Annotated in this window: 19 protein-coding genes and 3 tRNA genes; 10 read left to right on the top strand and 12 right to left on the bottom strand. The window is 71.1% G+C overall.

Annotated features, from left to right (window positions below; translation table 11 throughout):
- Positions 1-143 precede the first annotated feature (143 nt).
- Genes K353_RS21000 through K353_RS20985 form a run of 4 tightly spaced genes read left to right on the top strand, consistent with a single transcriptional unit; the run spans position 144 to position 4,084 of the window.
- The gene (locus K353_RS21000) at positions 144-1,151 is read left to right on the top strand and encodes a hypothetical protein (protein ID WP_158585450.1); all 1,008 of its coding nucleotides are present in this window, start codon (positions 144-146) and stop codon (positions 1,149-1,151) included.
- Positions 1,148-2,149, top strand: a complete 1,002-nt coding sequence (locus K353_RS20995) for a hypothetical protein (protein ID WP_111555093.1) — start codon at positions 1,148-1,150, stop codon at positions 2,147-2,149. The genes K353_RS21000 and K353_RS20995 overlap by 4 nt, the downstream gene beginning before the upstream one ends.
- Positions 2,146-3,057, top strand: coding sequence for an NAD-dependent epimerase/dehydratase family protein (locus K353_RS20990; protein WP_146616529.1), 912 nt, complete (start codon positions 2,146-2,148; stop codon positions 3,055-3,057). Before K353_RS20995 ends, K353_RS20990 begins: the two co-directional genes overlap by 4 nt.
- Positions 3,041-4,084, top strand: a complete 1,044-nt coding sequence (locus K353_RS20985) for an FAD-binding oxidoreductase (protein ID WP_111555091.1) — start codon at positions 3,041-3,043, stop codon at positions 4,082-4,084. Before K353_RS20990 ends, K353_RS20985 begins: the two co-directional genes overlap by 17 nt.
- A gap of 12 nt (positions 4,085-4,096) precedes the next feature.
- Here the strand turns inward: K353_RS20985 and K353_RS20980 are convergent, their stop codons facing one another.
- A complete protein-coding gene (locus K353_RS20980; RefSeq protein ID WP_111555090.1) occupies positions 4,097-5,119 on the bottom strand; it encodes a tryptophan--tRNA ligase in 1,023 nt (340 codons plus the stop codon).
- Between the two features lie 134 nt (positions 5,120-5,253).
- Between K353_RS20980 and K353_RS20975 the strand changes: the two genes are divergently transcribed.
- The gene (locus tag K353_RS20975; protein ID WP_111555089.1) at positions 5,254-6,411 is read left to right on the top strand and encodes a hypothetical protein; all 1,158 of its coding nucleotides are present in this window, start codon (positions 5,254-5,256) and stop codon (positions 6,409-6,411) included.
- 253 nt (positions 6,412-6,664) lie between these two features.
- Here K353_RS20975 and K353_RS36595 read toward each other — a convergent pair whose 3' ends face one another.
- The 7 genes from K353_RS36595 to K353_RS20940 form a co-directional block, all read right to left on the bottom strand.
- On the bottom strand, positions 6,665-6,799 hold the full coding sequence (locus K353_RS36595) for a hypothetical protein (protein ID WP_255410746.1): 135 nt from the start codon (positions 6,797-6,799) through the stop codon (positions 6,665-6,667).
- Positions 6,800-6,934: 135 nt separating this feature from the next.
- Entirely contained in the window at positions 6,935-7,318 is a 384-nt protein-coding gene (locus K353_RS20965) for a hypothetical protein (protein ID WP_111555088.1), read from the bottom strand.
- A gap of 26 nt (positions 7,319-7,344) precedes the next feature.
- Positions 7,345-9,129: a relaxase/mobilization nuclease domain-containing protein gene (locus K353_RS20960; RefSeq protein ID WP_111555087.1), complete on the bottom strand. Its 1,785-nt coding sequence runs from the start codon at positions 9,127-9,129 to the stop codon at positions 7,345-7,347.
- Positions 9,126-9,833, bottom strand: a complete 708-nt coding sequence (locus K353_RS20955) for a hypothetical protein (RefSeq protein ID WP_146616528.1) — start codon at positions 9,831-9,833, stop codon at positions 9,126-9,128. Before K353_RS20955 ends, K353_RS20960 begins: the two co-directional genes overlap by 4 nt.
- A 265-nt stretch (positions 9,834-10,098) precedes the next feature.
- Positions 10,099-11,061, bottom strand: coding sequence for a DUF2637 domain-containing protein (locus K353_RS20950; protein ID WP_233533715.1), 963 nt, complete (start codon positions 11,059-11,061; stop codon positions 10,099-10,101).
- 129 nt (positions 11,062-11,190) lie between these two features.
- Positions 11,191-11,904 (bottom strand): ATP-binding protein, encoded by a 714-nt coding sequence (locus K353_RS20945; RefSeq protein WP_370447627.1) that lies wholly within the window; start codon positions 11,902-11,904, stop codon positions 11,191-11,193.
- Positions 11,901-12,947 (bottom strand): hypothetical protein, encoded by a 1,047-nt coding sequence (locus K353_RS20940; RefSeq protein ID WP_111555085.1) that lies wholly within the window; start codon positions 12,945-12,947, stop codon positions 11,901-11,903. The genes K353_RS20945 and K353_RS20940 overlap by 4 nt, the downstream gene beginning before the upstream one ends.
- Before the next feature lie 324 nt (positions 12,948-13,271).
- Here K353_RS20940 and K353_RS20935 point away from each other — a divergent pair, with 324 nt between their 5' ends.
- The 4 genes from K353_RS20935 to K353_RS20920 all read left to right on the top strand — a co-directional run bounded on the left by K353_RS20935 (position 13,272) and on the right by K353_RS20920 (position 16,873).
- On the top strand, positions 13,272-13,862 hold the full coding sequence (locus K353_RS20935; RefSeq protein ID WP_051816744.1) for a helix-turn-helix domain-containing protein: 591 nt from the start codon (positions 13,272-13,274) through the stop codon (positions 13,860-13,862).
- A 723-nt stretch (positions 13,863-14,585) separates the two neighbouring features.
- Positions 14,586-14,774, top strand: coding sequence for a helix-turn-helix domain-containing protein (locus K353_RS20930; RefSeq protein WP_030459204.1), 189 nt, complete (start codon positions 14,586-14,588; stop codon positions 14,772-14,774).
- Positions 14,774-15,982: a site-specific integrase gene (locus K353_RS20925; protein ID WP_111555084.1), complete on the top strand. Its 1,209-nt coding sequence runs from the start codon at positions 14,774-14,776 to the stop codon at positions 15,980-15,982. Before K353_RS20930 ends, K353_RS20925 begins: the two co-directional genes overlap by 1 nt.
- 135 nt (positions 15,983-16,117) lie before the next feature.
- Complete coding sequence (locus K353_RS20920) at positions 16,118-16,873, top strand: hypothetical protein (protein ID WP_111555083.1); 756 nt, start codon at positions 16,118-16,120, stop codon at positions 16,871-16,873.
- Between the two features lie 153 nt (positions 16,874-17,026).
- On the opposite strand, the gene K353_RS20915 is transcribed toward K353_RS20920, so the two are convergent.
- The 4 genes from K353_RS20915 to K353_RS20900 form a co-directional block, all read right to left on the bottom strand.
- Positions 17,027-17,100, bottom strand: a tRNA-Phe gene (locus K353_RS20915).
- Between the two features lie 27 nt (positions 17,101-17,127).
- Positions 17,128-17,201, bottom strand: a tRNA-Asp gene (locus K353_RS20910).
- Positions 17,202-17,243: 42 nt separating this feature from the next.
- Positions 17,244-17,316: transfer RNA gene (locus K353_RS20905), tRNA-Glu, on the bottom strand.
- Positions 17,317-17,466: 150 nt separating this feature from the next.
- Complete coding sequence (locus K353_RS20900; RefSeq protein WP_100838566.1) at positions 17,467-17,808, bottom strand: metallopeptidase family protein; 342 nt, start codon at positions 17,806-17,808, stop codon at positions 17,467-17,469.
- Positions 17,809-18,844: 1,036 nt separating this feature from the next.
- Between K353_RS20900 and K353_RS20890 the strand changes: the two genes are divergently transcribed.
- Positions 18,845-20,586, top strand: a 1,742-nt coding sequence (locus tag K353_RS20890) for a DEAD/DEAH box helicase (protein ID WP_111555081.1), incomplete at its 3' end; no start/stop codon positions are given.

Below are 20,586 nucleotides of genomic sequence, written 5' to 3'. Positions count from 1 at the left end.
ACAGTGCCCACCGGTACGAACGAACTGGAGGCCGCACCATGTTCCATCCCGCATCACGCTCAGATGTACAGTCAAATCCCTTCATCCCACGTCAGGTTCGCAGGACGACCACCCCTCCCGGAGCCTCCGACGGCTCCTGCTCGGTGGACACGCAGCAGTTCGCGGAGGCCCTTCGCGGTGAGGGGGACGAGGCCGACGAGAGCTGGCGCGACTGGGCCCGCCGCCTGCTCGACGGCGACGGCCTCACCCCGGCCCTGCTCACCCAGGTCTGGGCCGAGGTCGTCGCGTTCGACGACACGCTCGCCGAGTTCCTGGCCGATCCGGTGGTCGTGCCGGACGGCACGGTGACCGTCTCGGGCAGCGGGAAGGAGACCTTCAAGACGTTCAACGTCTCCACGGCCGCCGCTCTGCTGGCCGCCGCCAGCGGTGCGAACGTCGTCAAGGGCACCTCGTCGTCGGTCTCGGCCGTCTCGGGCGCGTCCGACGTCCTGGCCGCGCTCGGCTTGCCCTCGCTGACCGATCCCGCCCGCATCCCCGAGTTCACGGCCACGTACGGCATCGCCTTCGTCGACTACGCGTCCTTCTGCCCGCGTTACGCGGCCCGCTACGACGGCCGGTTCGACTTCCTCAGCCCGATGAGCTTCTTCATGCCGGCCGCGACCCTGGCCGTTTCGGCCGACGCGTTCCTCCACGGGCTGGCCCACGACGACGTGCGGACCGCCGCGTCGGGCATCCATTCGGCGCGCCCGGACATCGCCCGCGGCCGGGTCGTCACGACCTGGATCGGGCCCGGGCAACGGATCGACGAACTCGCCTCGTTCGGGACGAGCACCAGCGCGGTACTGCAACACGGAGCTGTCCAACTCGTCAGTCAGCACAGCGACAGTGCTACCGGTCCGTGGCGGCGGGCCGTGAGGCACCGCACCGACCACGCCACCAACGCGGCAGCCCTGGTCGAGTCCCTCCGCCCGGACGGCGACCCGGCCGTCACGAACCTGGTCGAGCGCAACGCCGCCGCGATCCTCGCCACCGCGCGTCCGGGAGTCGCTGACGACGAGGCCCTCCAACTGGTCCGGGAGGCCCGCCTGGACGGCCGCGCCGAGCGGCTCCTTCCCCGTCTCCGCACCGCCGCCTCGAAAGGCCTCCGATGACTCCGCAACCGCTGCCCGTCAACGAGAACTGGGTCGGCAGGACGCTCGGCCCCCTCACCCGCCGGTTCACCCACCACGACCGGCTGCAGGACGTCCTCCCCCTCGACTCCGACCGCCCGCTGGCCGTCGTGACCGGATTCGGACCGACCAACGCCCCGACCGCCGGCACCCTGTCGGTGATGCTCGGAGTGATCGAGCTGCAGCGCCACCTGCGGGTGCCGATGACCGTGGTCGTCTCCGAGCTGGGCGCGTGGAACTCCCGCAACGTGCCATGGAACCAGCTCACCGCCGTCCGCGACCAGATGTTCAGCTTCATGCGGGCGATCGGCCTGGACTCGCAGGCCGAGTTCGCGCCGGTCCGGATGCGCTCGCACACCGACACCGCCAACCTCGTGCGGTGCGGGCGCATCGCCCGGTTCCTCAGCCGCCAGGACTTCCTCGACCACCACGAGGACCTGGTCGAGCTCTACCAGGACCACGGTCTGCTCGGGAGCGAGGTCGGCCTCACCGTGGACGCGCTCTACACCGTCGCGGACATCCTCGGCCCCGCCGAGGAGGGCGCCGCCCGCGTGTTGATGCTCTCCGGTCTGGAGGAGAGCTACTTCACCGAGCTGTCCCGACTCGTCCTCGACCGGCAGCGGGAGGCCGGCGAGCTGAGCCTCGGCTGGCAGGTCCAGCTCGGGGCGCTCTACTTCCGCGTCCTGGAGGGCCTGAGCGGCTACCCCAAGATGTCTAAGAGCATCCCCGCCTCGGGCATCCACCTCGGCATGGCGGACGAGGAGATCGCCGCCCGCGTCCTCGCCGACGACGAGGCCAGCCAGCGTCCCCTGCTCTCGGCGATCGAACTCAGCAGCGGCTGGACCATGGTGGAGATCGACCAGGCACGGGCGGCATTCCGGCGCAGGCGACAGGAGGCCGCCGGGTGGGAGCTGGCCAAACACCGGTTCGCCGAGACGTTCTCCACCTTCGCCAGGATCTGGCGGGAGTGCGGCCGGTGACCGCAGGTCAGACGTTCGTCGTGCTGGGAGGTGCCGGCCGTCTCGGTCGGCACCTCCTGCCGGTGCTCCGCGCGCAGGGGCACCGAGTCATCGGCGTTTCCCGAAGCCCTGCCGACGACTCGCCTCCGGACGGCTGGGTCTGCGCGGACCTGACTACGGCTGCCCAGTGGGCATCGGTGCAGGACCAGCTGCTGGACCTGCTGGGTGGTGCGGGGGAGGTCGTCCTCGTCGATCTCGTCCTCGACCGGACGAGCGTCGCCTCGATGCGACGGTCGATCTCTGCCGCCACCACCTTCACGGTACGAACCCGTCGGCTGCTGGCCGCCGAGGGACATGCGGTCCGGGTCCTGGCCGCAGGTACGACGGCCGCGCTGGCGCCGCTGGGTTTCCAGACGCCCTACGGCAGGGCCAAGCGCCAACAGGCTGTCCACTACGCGCGGTTGGAATGCGTCGACCTCGTTCTGCTGCCCCAGCTCGTCGGCACCGCCAAGCCCGACCGGTCCGGAGACCAACCGGGCGCGGTCGTCGGCAACAGCTGCACCTACGAGGCTGCCGCGGTAGCTCTGCATGCCATCGGCCACCACCCGGCGCGACGCTCGCTGTGGGTCGTTCGAGGAGGTGATCCGCAACCGTACGTCCACCGCGGGATCGCCGGCTTGCCCGGCGCGCTGGGCTCACTCGTCCTCTCCCACACGGTGGGCCGGAACAGCCCCACCGCGCACCGGCGTGCCAGCCGCGAACGGCTCGCGCTCCTGCCGCCCCGTATCCGCGCCGGGGTGGACCACCACGGTGCGCCCGAGCGGCTCGTCCGCGCCTTCGAGAGGTACCTGGACATGCCCCGCGCCCGGACCGTCATCGTGGGTGATCAGCCCGCCCGATCGAAGGAAGACGATGAGCAGTACCCCTGACACCGTCGTTCTCGGCACCGGCTTCGCCGGACTCACCGCCGCCACCCGGCTGGCCGAGGAAGGGCACCACGTCCGCTGCCACGGCGACGGCGCCGTCGGCGCGTCCCTGCAGAACTTCGGCCAACTCCACTCGGGAGCCGTCTACGCCCCCGTGCTCCCCGAGGTTGCGGCCGCCTGCTGGCAGCACCGCTCCCGCTGGTCCGGTCTGATCGACGAGGACGTCCGACTCGCGCCGGGCTTGGCCCTCTTCGGCTCGCCCGGCGAAGTCGAGCGCTACGCGCAGGCGTGGTCCGACCTCGGGATCCCCGCACGGCCGCTGTCCGCCGCAGAACTGGACGGCTACGGAGTTCAGCCGTCCGTTGCCCCTGCCGCCGCCTTCGCCCTGCCCGACCTCTCGGTGGACGTGGCCGCCGTGCACTCCAAGACCATCGCGCACGCCGCGACCCGTGGGGTCGGCTTCGCCCGTCCGGCCTCGTGCGCGCCGGTCCTCTCCGGGACCGAAGTGGTCCTGTGGAGCACGGATACCGGGTACTACCGGCCCGACACCCTCGTACTGGCGGTCGGCCACCGCACGGTTCATCTGCTCGACCTGCTCGGCATCCAGCACCCGTTGGCGATCAGCAACCTGCCGTACGGCGTCCTGGAGGGACCGGTTCCCCGACTCCCGCTCACCTACTGGCTCGACGGTGACCTGCTCGCCGTAAGCCCTCAGCGCGACGAACTCCGTGTCGCACTTCCCGGCCGTCCCGGCGGTCCTGCTGAGGACGCCGTCGAGCACTACCGGATCGCGGCGGCTCTGTCGGCGCGGTGGCCGGGTCTGCCCGCAGAGCGGGTCCGTCTGCAATGGGGCCAGGTCGCGGAGCCGGTGGGCACCGGACCCGACCCGTCGGCGGTCGTGGTCGATCTCCGTCATCCGCCTGCCGGCTGGGGGCAGGTCGAGAACCTGATCGTCTGCCTGCCGGGCAAGTGGACCACCGCCTGGCACGCAGCCGACCAGGTCGCCCGGGCCGTGGCTTCCAGAAGCTGACAGACCGGGGGATCAGCCGCCGATCCCGATCGCCTTCCGCACCTGCTCCAGCACCGGCTGGGCCCGCCTGCGCGCCTTGGCCGCGCCGATCGCCAGCAGCTCCTCCAACTCGCTGCCCGGCTGCATCAGCGCGTCGTACCGCTCGCGCAGCGGGCCCAGCTGCTCGTTCAGGACGACGTACAGCTTGTCCTTCAGCTCGCCCCAGCCCATGCCCCCGGCTTCCAGCCGCGCGCGGACCTCGGCCGTCGTCGCCGGATCGGCGAAGTGGGAGAGCAGCTGGAACACCGCAGAGGAGTCGGCGTCCTTGGGCGCCTCAACTGGCGTGCTGTCCGTCGGAATCCGGCGCACGGTCTTCCGCAGCTCCGCCTCCGGCGCGAACAGCGGGATCGTGTTGCCGTACGACTTGCTCATCTTCCGGCCGTCGGTACCGGGCAGGGTGCGGCCGCTGTCCTCGGTCGGTACGACGGCCTTCGGGATCTTCAGCCGGAAGGCGTCTCCGTAGACGGCGTTGAACGCGCCGGCGATGTCCGCCGCATACTCCACGTGCTGCAACTGGTCCTTGCCGACCGGGACGAGGTCCGCCTCCATGATCAGAATGTCCACGGCCATCAGCACGGGGTAGTTGAACAGCCCCATGTTGACCCCAGCGTCCAAATCCTCGACCCCGGCCTCGCGGTTGCGGTCCCGCGCCGCCTTGTAAGCGTGGGCACGGTTCATCAGTCCCTTGGCGCTGAAGCACGAGAGCACCCAGTGGAGTTCGAAGATCTCCGGAACGTCGGACTGGCGGTAGAAGATCGTGCGCTCGGGGTCCAGCCCCGCCGCGAGCCAGGTGGCTGCCACCGAACGGGTCCAGCGGCCGAGCAACTCCGGATCGCGTACCGACGTCAGCGCGTGGTAGTCGGCGATGAAGTAGATCGACTCGGCCCCGCCGGCCAGCTCCAGGGCCGGCTTGATGGCCCCGATGTAGTTGCCGAGGTGCGGTTCTCCGGTCGGCTTGATGCCCGTGAGCGACACCTTCGGTTCAGCAGTCACCATGCAGAGAGCCTACCGGCGCGAGCACCACGGGGACGGCGATTCGCGACAGCGCCGACCTGCAGTTCGTCCACCAAGATGCCCGGGCGCACCTGCGCCGTAGAGTCATGCGGCTGTTCGAGGATGAAGGAGATCAGATGAGCTGGACCACTGTCCGGGCAACCACGGGAAGCTGGGCGACAGGGAGGGCGGTGACGCGGCGCCGCAGCCAGGAACTGGTCTCGGTGATGAGGATGGCGCGGGCCCTGGTCCCGTTGGTGGGCTCCTCGGCCTCCGACCGGGATACTTTCTCCCCGATCCGAACGGCGATCGAGAAACGTGTCGCGGTCGGTCACCGGCTCTACCACCAGTGGCTGTCGCCCTGGCTCGTCCCGATCGCCCTGCCGCCGTTGCTCGTCGTGATGGGAGGCAACGCGCGCGCCTCGGCCTTGATCGTCGCCTTGGTCTGGACGTTCGGAGCTGCGCTGTGGCTGCCCAGTGTCCGGTACCGGGTTCTCACGGCCCGGATCGCCGTCGCCTTGGCCACCGGCCTGACCACCTTCACCTGGGTCATGGTGTTCAGAGCGCCGAAGCAGTGGGTGTCACCGTGGTTGTTTCCGCAGATCGGCCGCGCCGCGCTCTTGACCGTCATCGTCGTCGAACTTCCCTTACTGATATGGCGCCTGATTGTGCATCGGCGAAAGGTCAGTCAGGAGTGCCATTCGTACGACGCCCTGGTCGTCCGGATCGTTTGGGTCGCCCACCGGATCCACAACGAGCGCAGCACGTGGCGCTCGTCGGCTGCTTGCCGCCGATGGGCCGAGGCTGTGGAGGCACTTGCAGTCGACGCCGCTCGCTGTCTCGCCCTCATCGATCGGACCGATGCCGCGGACGGACAGCTTCGCAGGGATTTGCGTGTCGAGGCCGACCGCATCGCCGAAGGCATCCGGTTGTTGAAAGCTGACCTGGTGAGAGCGAGGTCCGAAGCAGAGGTGACAGCCGTGGTCGAGTCCCTGGTGCGAGGCATGCTGCTGGTCGCACACGGTGACCGGGCTGCGCTGCTGGCGACAGCTCCTCCACCTGCCGCCGCTCCCGGCCTCGTGTCTCGTGCACGGGCCAGGGTCGTCCCGGCCGCCCTGTGGTTCGCCGCGGCCTGGCTGGTCCCCCTGATTCCTCCCATCGCACGCCACCCCGCCTTGGCGCAGACCGCGATGTGGTCCCTCATCGTCTCCGGCGCGACGGCTCTGGCAACTGCCAACCCCGAAGTACGCTCGCGGATTCAGGAGGTCGTAGCGAAGGCGCTCCCCCCGGCGTAGGCGGCGCTCCGGCCGACGAGCGAGTCAGCCGGAGCATCCGCCTCTGGTGTTCTCGTCAGCAGTCTGTCGGCCAGATCGTCCCGGCGAGGAGTCCGTCGAAGGCGAGTGCGCGCATGGCGGTGTCGAAGTCGTCCCACTCGTGTTCGGGCTCGGTGTAGTGCTGGTCGAAGTAGGCGAGGGTGAGGTCGGATTCCTCCCACTCGTGTGCGCAGCGGCAGCGGACGAAGACCTGGTGGAGGACGTTGAGCAGGAGTCAGTCGCGGCGGGCGTGGCAGTGGGCGCAGGTGAGGGGGATGCCGCGGGCGTCGAGTTCACCAGGGTGTGGGACAGCGCGGACGACGGGGTGCTGGGGCTCAGGGTTGTGGAAGTCGGGGTCGTGGTCGGTCATGTGGTCCTTTCCCGTGCTGGTGGCGTGATGCAGGGACCACAAGACGAGCGGCGGTCGGGAAGTTCCCGACCGCCGCTGAAGACATCACATCGACACCCTGGCCATGGAGTTGCCGGGCCAGGGTGCCGGTGAAGGTCACTCCTCGCTGGGTGCGAGGAGCCAGCCGTCCGGGGCGACGATGTCGAGCAGGCGCTCGTACTCGGTGCGGTCTTGCTCGGTCATGACGGCGGTGGCGTCGGCGGCCGTGCTGCCCGCCGGGAGCACGGCGAAGTACCGGTGCAGGAGGGCGATGACGGCCTGGGTGGCGTGGGCCATCTCGCGGTCGCGTTCTATCTTGCGGTCCCGCAGCCAGCAGAACGTTTCGAACTCCTCCCGGGTGGCGCCGAGGACGGTGGCCTGCTCCTTCCTGGTGAAGGGGCGACCGTCGCTGTGGGACCAGGTGTTGGTGTCGGGGCGGTACTTGAAGTCCGCGTCGAACAGCAGGTCCATGACGTCGGTGCGGTAGTCGGACTGGGCCAAGGTGGTGAAGCTCCTTACAGGAGGGGTCAGCGCCGGTGGATGGCCGGCTGTGAGGTGGTGGGTGGGAGTGCGGCTGTCGAGGTCGGGACGGTTCCCGAAGGGCCAGGAGAGCTGTGGGGCTGGTGTGTTGGGGCAGGTGTAGTGGTGGTGCGGCCGGTGGCGCTCCTGGACAGTGCCGCGTTCGCGCGGCGGTCCTCGGGCGTGACCGCTCGTCCGGGGGCGGGGAGGGCGGTGTCGCGGCGGATGCGCCAGGTGAGCACCGCGGCGGCGGAGTCGACGCTGGCGAGTTCGCGCCGCCCGGTGGCGTGGGCGAGCAGGGCGTTGGGGTCGTGTCCTGCTGCTTCGGCTTCGGCGAGGGTGGCGGCGAGGGCTGCCCAGCCGTCCTTGTCGGCGAGCACCCGCGCGGCCTGGTCGGCCGGTAGCGCGTGGCGGAGCGCTGCCGCCTGCCGGTCCCGGACTTCCCCGGGAAGGCGTTCGCCTTCGAGGGAGAGGTGGGCGAGCGGCTTGGCGGCGTGCCTGCCGTAGGCGGTGCGCAGGTGAATCGCCGCTGTGCGGGCGGCGTCGGCCTGGTGGTGATGGCCTTGGGCGGCATGCCACTTGGCGACGACGACGGCGAGGAGGATCAGGCTGGACAGGATCGTGGCCGTGGCCGCGCCCTCTTCGCCTCGGCCGCCGATGGGGCCGGTGTAGAGGAGTTCGCGGGCGGCGGAGCGCATCGCCCGCAGGTCGGCACGGGCGGCGCGGGTGCGGGCGATGGCGGTGTATTCGAGGGCTCGGGCGGCGTGGTTGATCTCCTTGCGGGACAGAACGGGGCTGGTGAGGGCGAGGGCGTCGAGCGCTTCGATGCCGCCGCTGACCACGGCGGCGACCTGGGCGGTGTCCGGGGCGTCGTCGAGGGTGCGGACGGTGTGGTCGACGGTGGTGCTGGCCCGGTACCGGGCCGCGACCGGTGAGCTGGTGGTGGGCAAGTCGGTGCCAGTGGTGAAGCGGGTCTGGATCTGCGGGCGGGTGAGGTCGGCGGCGAGCTTGCTGCCCGAGAACCACACCGGTGCGGTGCCGTCGCCGGTGTGGAGGGCGAACTTGTAGCCGGTCACGTCCCCGGACGGCGCCCGCCGCACGCCCAGCAGCACGCCCTGGGCGGCGAGGCTGGCGGCGAACTCCTCCTCGCTCGCGGCCCCGGCCAAGGCCCGGCGCACCGCGGTGCGCAGCCGGTCGCGGTCGCTGGTCTCCTTGCCCTGGCGCTGGGCCTTGCGCAGCTCCGGGCCCGTGGCGCGCTTGGGGATCGAGGCCCGGTAGTCCCGAGTACGGGTGTCGGACAGGTCTTTGAGCCTGTACTGCCTTTCAAACGTGGTGAGTTCGGCTTCGACGCGGTACTGATCGCCGCGCAGGCGGGCCTGAGTGAGGTCGGCACGGACGGTGGTGGCGAGGATGTGGATGTGGTCGTCGGCGTGGCGGACCGCGATCCAGCGGCAGCCGTCCGGGTCGCTGTCGGGGGCGATGCCGGCGGCGGCCACTATGCGGCGGGCGACTGTGGCCCAGTCGTCGTCGGTGAGGATCCGGTCGGTCGGGTCGGCGCGGACCATGCGGTGGTAGACGTGGTTCTTGATCTTGCGGCCGTACTGGACGACGTGCAGGTCGAGGCCGTCGCGGAGCTGCGCGAGGGTGGAGTGCGGGTCGCGACCGGGGTCGGGGGCGAAGCCATCCCAGGAGGCCACGAGATGGGGGTCGGTGTGCTCGTTCGCCCAGCCCGGGCCGTACAGGTAGCGGAGCGCGCCGAGGGTGTTGTTGCCGTGGACGGCCTTGCTGATCAACGGTGCTTCGCCTTCGCCAGCTCCATCGCCACCCGGTCGATGTCCGCGATGACCAGGCGGCCCGCGTCGAACGCGGCACGGACGGCGTCGGCGGCGTCCCGGACGGCGGCGGGCAGCAGGTCGATGCCCGAGTTGTAGTCGCGGGCGAGCTGGTTGAGGTTGCTGGCCGCGCCGGCGGACTGGCGCCGCACCAGCCGCAGCTCGTCGATCGCCTCGTCCAGGCTCTCGTCTCGACCTCCCGGCCCCGGGTCTGCGTCGGTGAGGGCCTTGCGGGCGAGGTAGTGCGCGACGGTCAGGTTCTCGGAGGCGGCCCGTCGCTCGATCTCCTGCTTCGTCTCGGGGCTGACGCGGAAGGAGACCTTGGCGAGCATCGGGTTCTCGTCGTCGCGGCGGCGGCGCTTGGGGCGGTGGACGCTGGCGCGCTCAGCACGATCGGCCGGGCGGGCGGAGGTGGACGGCTCGGCGGCGTGCGTCTCCTCCTGCTTCGCCGCGCCCTCGCGGTGAAGCCCCGGTGCTGCCGCCCTCGGCAGCACCGGCCCGTCCACGCCCCCTTGGGCGGGGGCGTTCGCGTCCGGACCCCGATCAGGGGTCCGGACGCACTCGCTTGCTCCGCTGTTGGCCTGGAGGTGGTCAACTCGGTTGCGGCCCAGGGAGCTTACAGGGCTGCCGTGCTGGTCGTTGAAGGGCTGGCGGGTGGTGTTCACGGGGATGCTTCCGGTGGTGGTGGCTGTACGGGTGGGAGACTTCCGGGCTGCCGGTTCGGCCGCGCTGGACTTCGCGGGCGTGGACGGCGTGCCGGGTAGAACGAGCCGGGTGTGGACCGGCGCGTGGGAGGGGCGGTTGGCGGCGCGGGCGAGTTCTGCCGGGTGAGGTGACCGGGGCGGTGGACTTCTGCCGACCGCGTGTGCGAGTCGGCAGAAGCCGGTGTCCGGCCGACCGCATCGGTTGGCCGAATAGGCGGGCGGGCGGTCAGTTGGTTCCGGGGTCCTGAGGGCCGTGCTCGGCGTCCCATGCGAGGCGGAGCCTCTTCATCAGCTCCGTGAAGCGGGTACTGCCGAGCGGCAGGCCGGCTTCCCGGATGCCCTGTTCGACGATCGCGCGGGTGAGTCGGCCGTGGGCGATGGCAGCCTGGAGGCCGACCTCCACCAGTTGCTCCATGGATGCCCCCGGCGGGCGGCCGATCGGCTTGCCCTGCGTGGTGGCGGCAGGCTTCTCGACGTGGGGTTCGTCGGACGGCTCGGCGGGTTCGGCCTGCTCGTCGGCTGTGGCGTCACGAGTGCCGTTCGGCTGGTCGTCGACTTCTGCCGACTGGGGAGTGGGGAGTGCGCCGCTCCACTCGTCGGGCAGAAGACCGGCCGCGGACAGCAGCGTCAACAGCGCATTGTCGTCGCTGCGGTCCTCCGCCTGCTCCGGCCGGGACTCCGCGTGGTGGCCGGAGACCACCGGATCGGTGGAGGTCGTGGCGTTCGACGGGTCGTTCTGCTCACCGTGGCGGGCGATGAGGATGTAGAGGTGGACGGCCCCGGCAAGGGCGAGCGGGGCGAGGGTGGAAAGGACGCCGACGACGGTGTCGCTGAGCCTGAGTCCGCTTCCGGCGGTGGGCATCTGGTTGAGGCGGACGGCGTGCAGGGCGTTGGCCCAGACGCTGGTGGCGGTCGCTGTGGCGAAGAGGGTCCAGGCGTAGGCGCGGGCGGGCCGGCGGGCGTCGCGCAGGACGAGCAGGGCGCGCACGCCGTAGGCGATGAACCCGTCGATGATGATCGGGAACAGGTAGGTGAGCGGGCCGCGGACGTGGGTCGCGGCGGCCATCTGCCGCAGTGCGTCGTAGGACAGGACGAAGCCGAGGGCGCCGAGCAAACCGACGGCGAGGCGGTCGAAGAGCGTGGCCCGGACGGACGGCGTGGGGGTAGGGGGGATCGCAACGGTGGTCACGTGTGGTGCTCCAGGGGTGGCCTCGCCGCGCGCGGGCACGGCGATGCGGCGATGCGGCGAGGCAACGATGGGGTGAGGTGTGTGTGTGTGGGGGGGGGTCCGGCCAGGCCGTTCAGAAGCTGAACGGCCTCAGGCGGCGCTTCTCCGGCGGCGGTCGGTGCCGGTGAGGATGGCGCGCTCGCACATCTCCGCGAGGCGGGAGGCGGTGCGGTCGCCGAGGGCGGCCTTGATCTCGCCGAGCGGCAGGTTGGTGGTGAAGAGCGTCGGGAGCATGTACTCGTAGCGGTGGTTGACCAGCCGCAGGGTCAGCTCCTCGGTCCACTCGGACGCCTTCGCGGCGCCGATGTCGTCGAGGAACAGCAGCGGGCTGGCCATCAACTCGCGCAGTTCGCGCTCGGTGTCGATGCCCTGGCGGGGCCGCTGGGAGGCGTACAGCTCGGTGGCGGTGATCTTCGCCCACCGCAGTCGCACACCGGCCGCGAGCAGGCTGCGGATCGCCCCGTACGCCTGGTGGGTCTTGCCCGAGCCGGTGGGTCCGGCGATCAGGAGCGATGGGCCCTGGGCGATGCCCGGGGTGCCGCCGGGGCCGGGTCGGCAGGCCAGGGTGACCTGCTGGACCCAGGTCGCCACCTCGGGGTGGTCGGCTTCGGCGAGGCGGTAGCGCGGCGGGATGCGTCGGTCGGCGAGCTCCAGCGCGGTGGACGGCTGGTCGGTGTCGGCCAGCGGCCGGTCGGGGTCGATGCCCTTGGCGGCCAGGAGTCGCTCCAGGCGCAGGACGGCGCCGGAGGCCGGCTGCGGCTCGCGACGCTCGTCCGCGCGGCGGGGGTTGGGCAGGCTGGTCACAGGTTCCCCTCGTAGTAGGCGCGGGCGTCGGCGGGGTTGGCGAAGGGCTGGTAGGGCGCGCGGGCGGCGCTGTGCCCGGCGCGGGTGGCCCCGGCGGGCTGGGCGTTGATCGCCTCGTGGACCATGCTCGGCAGCACGCTCGGGCTCATCGGTTTCGCCGCGTACAGCCGCAGCCCGGCGCGGATGTCGTCGGCACTGGTACCGCCGTCGAGCAGGCCCTTGATGACCTTGCCGAGGTGCCCCCGCACGTTGGCCGGTACCGGCTTCGGGCAGGTGGCGACGTACTCGGCCACCAGGTCGCCCGCGTTCACCGACGGCTCGCCGGTGGGCGCGGCGACCAGGACCGGATCGTCCCGCTCGGGTGCTGCCGACGAGGGTGCCGGGGTGGGCGCGGCGGAGCCGCCCCCTTCAGGGGTAGATCCATGGTCCAAGGTCCATGGTCCAGGCACGACGTTCTCCGGAGTCCTCCGGAGGAGCTCCGGAGCAGCCGACTGACCTGTACTTTCGCTCGAAGCAGCCGGGTCCGGAGCGGACAGGGCCACGGCGGGGGCGGACTCGGCGACGGCCGGGAAGGGCCGCTGGGCGGGGACGGTCTCCGCGAGGGTCGCGAGCGGTTCCGGAAGGCTCCGGAAGTTCTCCGGAGCCGGACGCACGCAGCCCTGGCCCTTCGCCTTGCACTTGCCGCACCAGCCCGCGCTCTCGTGGACGAGGCAGGCGGGCAGGCGCGAGGCGGTGGGGTGGGAGATCTTCTGGTGCTCGTGCCACTTGGCGATGTGCAGGTACTGGCGGCCGTCGCAGCCGGTGTAACGGCAGATCAGGCCGGTCTCGGCGAGCTGGTGCAGCTCGTCCTCGGTGTCGAGCGCGGTGTGCTCGGGCCGCAGCGACCAGAGCGCGCCGTTGAGGACGGCCGCGTTGTCGCGCTGGCGTCCCTCGTCGTCGGCCTGGGTGAGCAGGCAGACGAACGTGCGCTCGGCAGTCAGGGAGACCGAGGCGAGGTCCTCCGAGACGGGGTACTCGGGCTTGATGGTGCGGATACGCGCCATGGCCTACCGCCCCGCCTGCGGGGCGAACGGGCGCGAGGCAGGTGCGCCGCACAGGGGCGACGCCGTACGCTGGAGCACGCTGGTCCTTCCTCGGTGCGCATGGGCTGCAACCCTGCACCGTGGTCGATCGTCATGGATGGGCGGTTTTGGGACCTTTCAGGCCCTCGGTGTTGGTAGCACCGGGGGCCTTCGGTCTTTTCGGGGCGAGGCGCAGGCAGCCTCCCGCGATGCGGTTCGACTTGACATGCGTTTCGCTATGCATGACTATGGCACCCCGGCGGCCGTTATGCAAGTCGCCTCGGAACTAGATGCGAGGTGAATCGAATGCCCGGACAGGACAAGGCCGCGGAGGCCCCCTCCGGCGCACTGGTGCGGGAGGAGCCGGAGGGCGGTTCGACCGGTGAAGCCGCTGTCGCCGGCCTGAGCGAGGAGAACGCCGCCGAACGGGTCCGGCTGGAGCGCGAGCTCCGCGGCTGGAGCACCGGCGAGCTGGCCAAGCGCATGACCGAGGCCGGCTACCCGATCAACCAGTCCTCGGTCTGGCGCATCGAGAGCGGCGAACCCCGCCGACGGATCAACCTCGACGAGGCGATCGGCTTCGCCAAGGTCTTCGACCTGACCCTGGAGGACTTCCTCGGCCCGTCGACCTCACCCGAGGAGAAGATCATGCAGCAGCTCGCCGACCACGTGATCTTCGGGTACCGGACGACCGCGCAGGGCGCCGAGTTCACGACCAAGGCCCTGGCCGCCGCCGAGAAGTACTGCCAGGACTTCCCCCACAACCGCAAGCGGCTGCGTGGGAAGATCGCGATCGGCCTCTCCTTCGAGTACCGCAGATACGCTCCGACCCCACTGGTCCAGGAGTTCCTCAAGGGCGGCAAGATGCCGACCGAGCCGGTCCATACCGACGAGTGACCGGACGGGGTCTCTGCGCTGGCTGTTGCAGACTGCCCACGAGGCTCCGGCCAAGATCTTTTTAGGTAAACGGCCGGACCGTTCCTACTGTGCTCACCGAGCTCGCCGGCCATTTGGCGCGGCCGGAATCCAGAGCTAACGTCACACCCCACGCGGCCACCAACCGCGCGACCGCCCATCCACGACGATCGACCACGGTGCAGGGTTGCAGCCCGCCAGCCACCGAGGAAGGAACCGCGTGCTGTCCACGCTCCGCCGTACCGCCGACCAGGCTGCCGCCGACCTGGCCCAAGTCGAGGCGGTCCCTGGCCGTCTTGCCGCTGCTGCCGCCGTGCCCGCTGCCGTCGCGGCCCACAGACCGACCTGACGGTCCATCAACGCTGTCGCCGGTGACCACTTCCCGGTGTCGCCTTCGGGCCGACAGCTTCTTCCCAGTCACCTGCCGTCCCGCATCGGGCCGGTTGGGACTTCTCCCCCTGCTCCCGGCAGAAGCGTCCAGTCGTCAAACCTTCGCCCCTGCCGGGCCAGATCCCTCAGCACCTGGGGCGCTCGCGCGCCCGTCAACAGAAGGGTCCTGTCCCCAGCATGACACTCCCGATCCCTAGTTCGCCGAAGGTCCCGGCGAAGAAGCCGCCGCTCACCTCCGCCGAAGCCGCTGGCGCCCTCGGCGGTTCGGTCCTCGTCTCGATCCCCGTCGCCGCTCCGGCGGATGTGGCTGGCTCCATGGCCCCGCACGAGCAGCTCCTGCTGACCATCCCGGACGTCATGGCCCAGCTCCAGCTCGGCCGCTCCACCGTCTACGACCTCATCCGCACCCGCCGCCTGCCCTCGGTGACCATCGGCCGTTCCCGCCGCGTCCCGGCCGCCGCCGTCCGTACGTTCGTCGCCGAGCTCGCGGAGGTGGCGGCCTGATGGCCAAGCGCAACCCCAACGGCGCGGGCAGCATCACCCTGCGCAAGGACGGCCGCTACCACGGCCGGGCGTACGTGATCACCACCTCCGGCCTCCGCAAGCGGGTCTCCATCTACGGCAAGACCTGGGACGAGGTCCACAACGCCCTCGTCGAGCTGCAGGCCGACGCCATCAACGGCATCCCGCTGCCCGACACCGACTCCAACGTCGGCCAGTACCTCAACTACTGGCTCGCCGAGGAGGTCTTGCCCAACCGCCGGCCCAAGACCTACCAGGGCTACGAGAGCGTGGTCCGCGTCCACCTCATACCCGGCCTCGGCACCAAGCGGCTGCGCGACCTGCGCGCCCAGGAGGTCCGCGTCTGGCTGAACCGGGTGCGCGCCGAGTGCCAGTGCTGCAAGGGCGGCTGGGATACGCAGCGGCCCAAGCCGATCTGCTGTGCCGCAGGCGAGTGCTGCAAGCGGCTGCTGTCTGCGCGGATGATCCAGTCCGTGCACGCCGTGCTCCGCAACGCGCTGGAGCACGCCGTCCGAGAGGAACTGATCCACAAGAACGTGGCCAAGCTCGTGAAGGTCCCCGCACCCGACTACCGGATCGGCAAGGGCCTGACCACTGCTCAGGCCAAGCTCGTGCTCAAGGAGCTGAGCGGCCATCGCCTGCACACCCTGTATGTGCTCGCGCTGATGCTCGGCATGCGCCGGGGCGAGTTGCTCGGCCTTCGCTGGAGCTCGGTCGACCTGGAGCGCGGCACCCTCACGGTGAGCACCAACCTCCAGCGGGTCGACGGCGAGCTGCGGCTCGTCCTGCCCAAGACGCTGTCCTCCGAGCGCACCCTGCCGCTGCCCGCACCGGTCCTCGCCGCCCTGGTCGACCACAGGGAACGTCAGGCCGTCGAGCGCGCCGCCGCCGGAATGGGCTGGCAGGAGAACGACCTCGTCTTCCCGTCCCGGATCGGCACCCCGTACGAGCCGGACAACCTGCGCCGCAGCTGGCACGCGGTCCGCGGTCGCCTCGGCCTGGACGACCTCCGCTTCCACGACCTCCGCCACACCTGCATCACCCTGCTGCTCGACCTCGGCGTGCCCCCGCACATCGTGCGGGAGATCGCCGGCCACAGCGACGTCGGCGTGACCATGAAGGTCTACGCGCACGCTTCCCTCGCCGAGCGCCTCAAGGCCCTGAGCCGTCTCGGGGAGGCGCTCTCCTAGCCTCGCGCTCTGGCTCATCAGTTCGTCCGGTGCCCGGCAAGACCCAGGTCTTGCCGGGCACCGGTGTCTTACGCGGTTGGTAGTTTGCGGCCTGCCCTCAGACCGGGGGCCATCGCTCTGAGGAGAGGTCGACACGTGGGAGCCAAGACCGGGCTGCTCGTCTACATGGATCCGGCCTCGTCCGGCCCGCTCCGGTTGCCGGCGGAAGTGGATCCGGAGCGGACGGCTGAGCTGGTCGGCCGTCTCTACCCCGGGTGGGAGGTCGCGGAGTCGGCCAGGTGCGAGCTCGGCGACGCGACGTACCCGCCCGACGGGACCGCCTACCTTGGCAGCTTCCCCGGGGTCGACATCGTCTGCGACCGGCACTGGGTGGGCGACTACCCCTCGCGGCTGCCTCAGCACCTGATCGACGCGAGCGCGGGACGCCGCCTGGTCGTGCACTGGATGCACAGCGTGGTGGACTTCCTGGCCTTCGCGGTCTGGGAGGACGGGCAACTGGTCCGCTCGCTCAGCCTCTCGCCGGACAGCGGAGTGATGGAGAACATCGGCGAGCCGCTGCCGTTCGAGGCGCCCTTCTGGGCTGGGGAGCACCCGGTGGAACCGGTGCCGGGCTGGCCGGCCAAGGGGCCCTATCCGCTGCCGTTCCATCCCCTCGACCTGGGAGAGGAGGCACTGCGGTTCTTCTTCGGATTCGTGCTGGAGGGTATGCCGGAGCCAGAAGACATGGATCCGTACGAGGTGGTCCTCCTGGGCTTCCGTCTCGCCGATCCCGACGGGCCGACTCCGGAGGAGAAGGAAGCCGCGATGCGGGCCATCATCAGCCGGATGGGGCCACCCCGGATGTTCACGTACGGCCCTGACGGCACCATGGTCGAAGTCGAAGGATTGTGATTGGCGTCACGCTGCCTCGGCCTCCGGGTAGCCCGGCTGAGCTGCCCGGATTCGCCGCGATTCGGGGCCGTTGGCGTCAGCGTTGGCGTCAACCGGCACAAAAATGCCCCCGAAGCGAGCTGCTTCGAGGGCATCATGCCTGGTCAGGCTATGTGGCCAGGGCCGGGGTCGAACCGGCGACCTTCCGCTTTTCAGGCGGACGCTCGTACCAACTGAGCTACCTGGCCGTACTGCACCGCCTCTTGCGAGACGAGCGATCCCGACGGGACTTGAACCCGCGACCTCCACCTTGACAGGGTGGCGAGCTAACCAACTGCTCCACGGGACCTCGTGCGGATTGCTCCGCACAGGACCTTACTACGGTACTGCGTACCCCCAACGGGATTCGAACCCGTGCTACCGCCTTGAAAGGGCGGCGTCCTGGGCCACTAGACGATGAGGGCTTGCGGCCCTTCCGGCCGGATCATCCGGCGTTCGGGGACGTCGAGAAGCATATGGGATGCCGGGCGGGAACGCCAAAACGGTTTCCGGTGGTCGGCGCGGCGGGGCGGGGTGGCGGACGTCGGGTGGGCGAGGGGAGGGCGAGGGGGAGGTCAGGACCAGCCGAGTTCGTGGAGTTCGTCGTCGTCGAAGCCGAAGTGGTGGGCGACCTCGTGGATCACGGTGGTGCGGATCTCGTCGACGGCCTGTTCGCGGGTGTCGCAGTGGCGGAGGGTGGGGCCCCGGTAGACCATGATCCGGTCGGGGAGGACGCCGGCGTACCACTCGCCGCGTTCGGTGAGGGGGATGCCCTCGTAGAGGCCGAGCAGGTCGGGGGTGGCGGGGTCGGGTTCGTCCTCGACGAAGACCGCGACGTTGTCCATCATCGCGGCCAGTTGCGACGGAATCTGGTCCAGCGCGTCGGACACCAGTGCCTCGAACTCGTCCCGGGTCATCTCCACGCCCCCCATTGTCGGAGTTCCGCTGACGGCGCGCCAGATCATCCGCGGGACGGCGGCGTGTCCGGCGGGCGGGGAGCGGGGGAGCGGGGCGGGGAGGACGGGGCGCGTGGGGGGCGTGGGGCGGGAGTGGGAGCGGGTGGGGTGGTACCCGTGTCCAGGCGGGGCGGACGCGCGTTGGGCACCGGGAACGGTGGCGGCCCCGGGCGGGTCGTGCGGGAGGTGGCTCGATGGTGGTGGGTTGGCCGGTGCGCCGGCGGCGGACGACGGCGGGTTCGGTGGCGGCGGCGCTGGCCGTGCTCGGGCTGAGCGGGTGCATGGCGGTGGGCGCGGACGCCCCGGGCGGGAGGACGGAGGTGAAGCCGTCCGGGACGGGGGCGCCGGCGAGTGCCCGGCCGGGCGGCGGGCAGGGCGTGCGGCAGACCGTCCAGCACGGGGAGCACGGCGGGGCGTTGAGCCTTGACGGCGCGTCACCGGGCGCGTCGTCGGCCGCCGGGGCCCCGGCGCCGGGGTCCACGCCGCCGCCGGTGTCGCAGGGCGTGCCGGGTGCGCCCGTGCAGGTGCCGGCGGCGTCGGTGAGCGGCGCGGCCCCGTCCGGGACGGCGAGCGCGCCGGTCTCGGCCCCGTCCAGTCAGCCCGTCGGCAGCGGCGGCGGCAGCGGTGGCGGTGGGACGGGCGGCTCGCCGAGCCCGCAGGGCAGCCCGTCGGCGCCCGCGCACTCGGCCGGGCCGTCGGCGACGCCCAGTGGTGCGGGTTCGGAGGGGCCGAGCGAGTCGCCCTCGGCGCACTGAGCGGGCGGGGGAAGCCCGGAGGGCCGATCGGCCCTTCGTTCGAGGTGCTGACCAGCGGATTTGCCTCTGATCCCCAGGTTCCCCTATGGTGGTAGATCGTTCGTTTGATCCTATTTGGCTGGCGCTCCTCATACACCTTTGAGCGCCCTTGGCGCGTTCCGGCGATCCGTGGCTGACCGCATAGAGGCGGTTTTTCAACAGACCCCCGGACTTTGGCGCGTGCCACTTCCGGAAGGTTTTGCATGTCTCTCGTTGACGACGCCCGCTTCGCCATGCCCGCGAACGGGTCCGACGCCGACTCCCTCGACACCGACACCGACACCGACACGCTGGACGCGGAGCTCGCCGAGCTGACCGACGTCGACAGCGACCTCGACGCGGACACCGACGCCGCGGACGACACCGACGCGGACACCGACACCGAGCCCACCGTCACCTTCGGCGACCTCGGTCTGCACGACGACGTGGTCCGGGCCCTCGCCAAGCGCGGCGTCACCACCCCGTTCCCGATCCAGGCCGCGACCATCCCGGACGCGCTGGCCGGCAAGGACGTGCTGGGCCGCGGCCGCACCGGCTCCGGCAAGACCCTGAGCTTCGGCCTCCCGCTGCTGACCCGCCTCGCCGACGGCGAGCGCACCAAGGCGAAGCACCCGCGCGGCCTGATCCTGGTCCCGACCCGCGAGCTGGCCATGCAGGTCGCCGACGCGCTGGAGCCGTTCGGCTCGGTGCTCGGCCTGCGCCTCAAGGTGGTCTGCGGCGGCACCTCGATGTCGAACCAGATCTACGCGCTGGAGCGCGGCGTCGACGTCCTGGTGGCCACCCCCGGCCGCCTGCGCGACCTGATCAACCGCGGCTCCGCCAAGATGGACGAGGTCGAGATCGCCGTCCTGGACGAGGCCGACCAGATGGCCGACATGGGCTTCCTGCCCGAGGTCACCGAGATCCTCGACCTGGTGCCGGCCGGCGGCCAGCGCCTGCTGTTCTCCGCCACCCTGGAGAACGAGATCGACAGCCTGGTCAAGCGCTACCTGAAGAACCCGGTCACCCACGAGGTCGACCCGTCGGCCGGCGCCGTGACCACCATGACCCACCACATCCTGGTCGTGAAGCCCAAGGACAAGGCGCCGATCACCAACGCGATCGCCGCCCGCAAGGGCCGCACCATCATCTTCGTCCGCACCCAGATGGGCGCGGACCGGGTCGCCCAGCAGCTGATGGAAGCCGGGGTGAAGGCCGACGCGCTGCACGGCGGCATGACCCAGGGCGCCCGTACCCGGGTCCTCGGCGACTTCAAGGACGGCTACCTCAACGTGGTCGTCGCCACCGACGTCGCCGCCCGCGGCATCCACGTCGACGGCATCGACCTGGTGCTGAACGTCGACCCGGCCGGCGACCACAAGGACTACCTGCACCGCTCCGGCCGCACCGCCCGGGCCGGCCGCTCCGGCATCGTCGTCACCCTGGTGCTGCCGCACCAGCGCCGCGGCGTGTTCCGGCTGATGGAGGACGCGGGCGTGGACGCCTCGCGCCACATCCTCGACCACGCCTTCGACGCCGAGGTGGCCCGGATCACCGGCGCCCGCTCGCTGGTCGAGGTCCAGGCCGAGAGCGCCTCCGGCATTGCCGGTGCCGCCGAGCGCGAGGTCGCCGAGCTCACCCGTGAGCTGGAGCGCGCCCAGCGCCGCGCGACCGAGCTGCGCGAGGAGGCCGACCGGCTGTCCGCCCGGGCCGCCCGCGAGCGGGCCGAGCTGGGCATCGAGGACGAGGAGCCGGCCGTCGAGGCCGACGCCGCCGAGGCCCCCGTCGCGGCGGTCGCCGCCGCCGAGGCCGAGCAGCCGGTGACCGAGGAGCGCGCCCCGTCCTACCGCGACGCCCGCAGCGAGCGCCCGGCGTACAACAACCGGGACCGCGGCGAGCGCGGTGACCGCGAGCGTGGCGGGTTCAACCGTGACGACCGCGGTGACCGTGGCGGCCGTTCGTTCGG

The organism is Kitasatospora sp. SolWspMP-SS2h (assembly GCF_003259315.1).
Lineage (GTDB): Bacteria > Actinomycetota > Actinomycetes > Streptomycetales > Streptomycetaceae > Kitasatospora > Kitasatospora fiedleri.
This window is presented reverse-complemented; position numbering and strand designations above follow the sequence as displayed.

Excerpts from the sequence above, each read along its gene's own strand:
- K353_RS20995 (WP_111555093.1), top strand. The coding sequence starts at position 1,148 with ATGACTCCGCAACCGCTGCCCGTCAACGAGAACTGGGTCGGCAGGACG.
- K353_RS20985 (WP_111555091.1), top strand. The coding sequence starts at position 3,041 with ATGAGCAGTACCCCTGACACCGTCGTTCTCGGCACCGGCTTCGCCGGA.
- K353_RS20980 (WP_111555090.1), bottom strand. The coding sequence starts at position 5,119 with ATGGTGACTGCTGAACCGAAGGTGTCGCTCACGGGCATCAAGCCGACC.
- K353_RS20975 (WP_111555089.1), top strand. The coding sequence starts at position 5,254 with ATGAGCTGGACCACTGTCCGGGCAACCACGGGAAGCTGGGCGACAGGG.
- K353_RS36595 (WP_255410746.1), bottom strand. The coding sequence starts at position 6,799 with ATGACCGACCACGACCCCGACTTCCACAACCCTGAGCCCCAGCACCCC.
- K353_RS20940 (WP_111555085.1), bottom strand. The coding sequence starts at position 12,947 with ATGGCGCGTATCCGCACCATCAAGCCCGAGTACCCCGTCTCGGAGGAC.
- K353_RS20935 (WP_051816744.1), top strand. The coding sequence starts at position 13,272 with ATGCCCGGACAGGACAAGGCCGCGGAGGCCCCCTCCGGCGCACTGGTG.
- K353_RS20930 (WP_030459204.1), top strand. The coding sequence starts at position 14,586 with ATGGCCCCGCACGAGCAGCTCCTGCTGACCATCCCGGACGTCATGGCC.
- K353_RS20925 (WP_111555084.1), top strand. The coding sequence starts at position 14,774 with ATGGCCAAGCGCAACCCCAACGGCGCGGGCAGCATCACCCTGCGCAAG.
- K353_RS20900 (WP_100838566.1), bottom strand. The coding sequence starts at position 17,808 with ATGACCCGGGACGAGTTCGAGGCACTGGTGTCCGACGCGCTGGACCAG.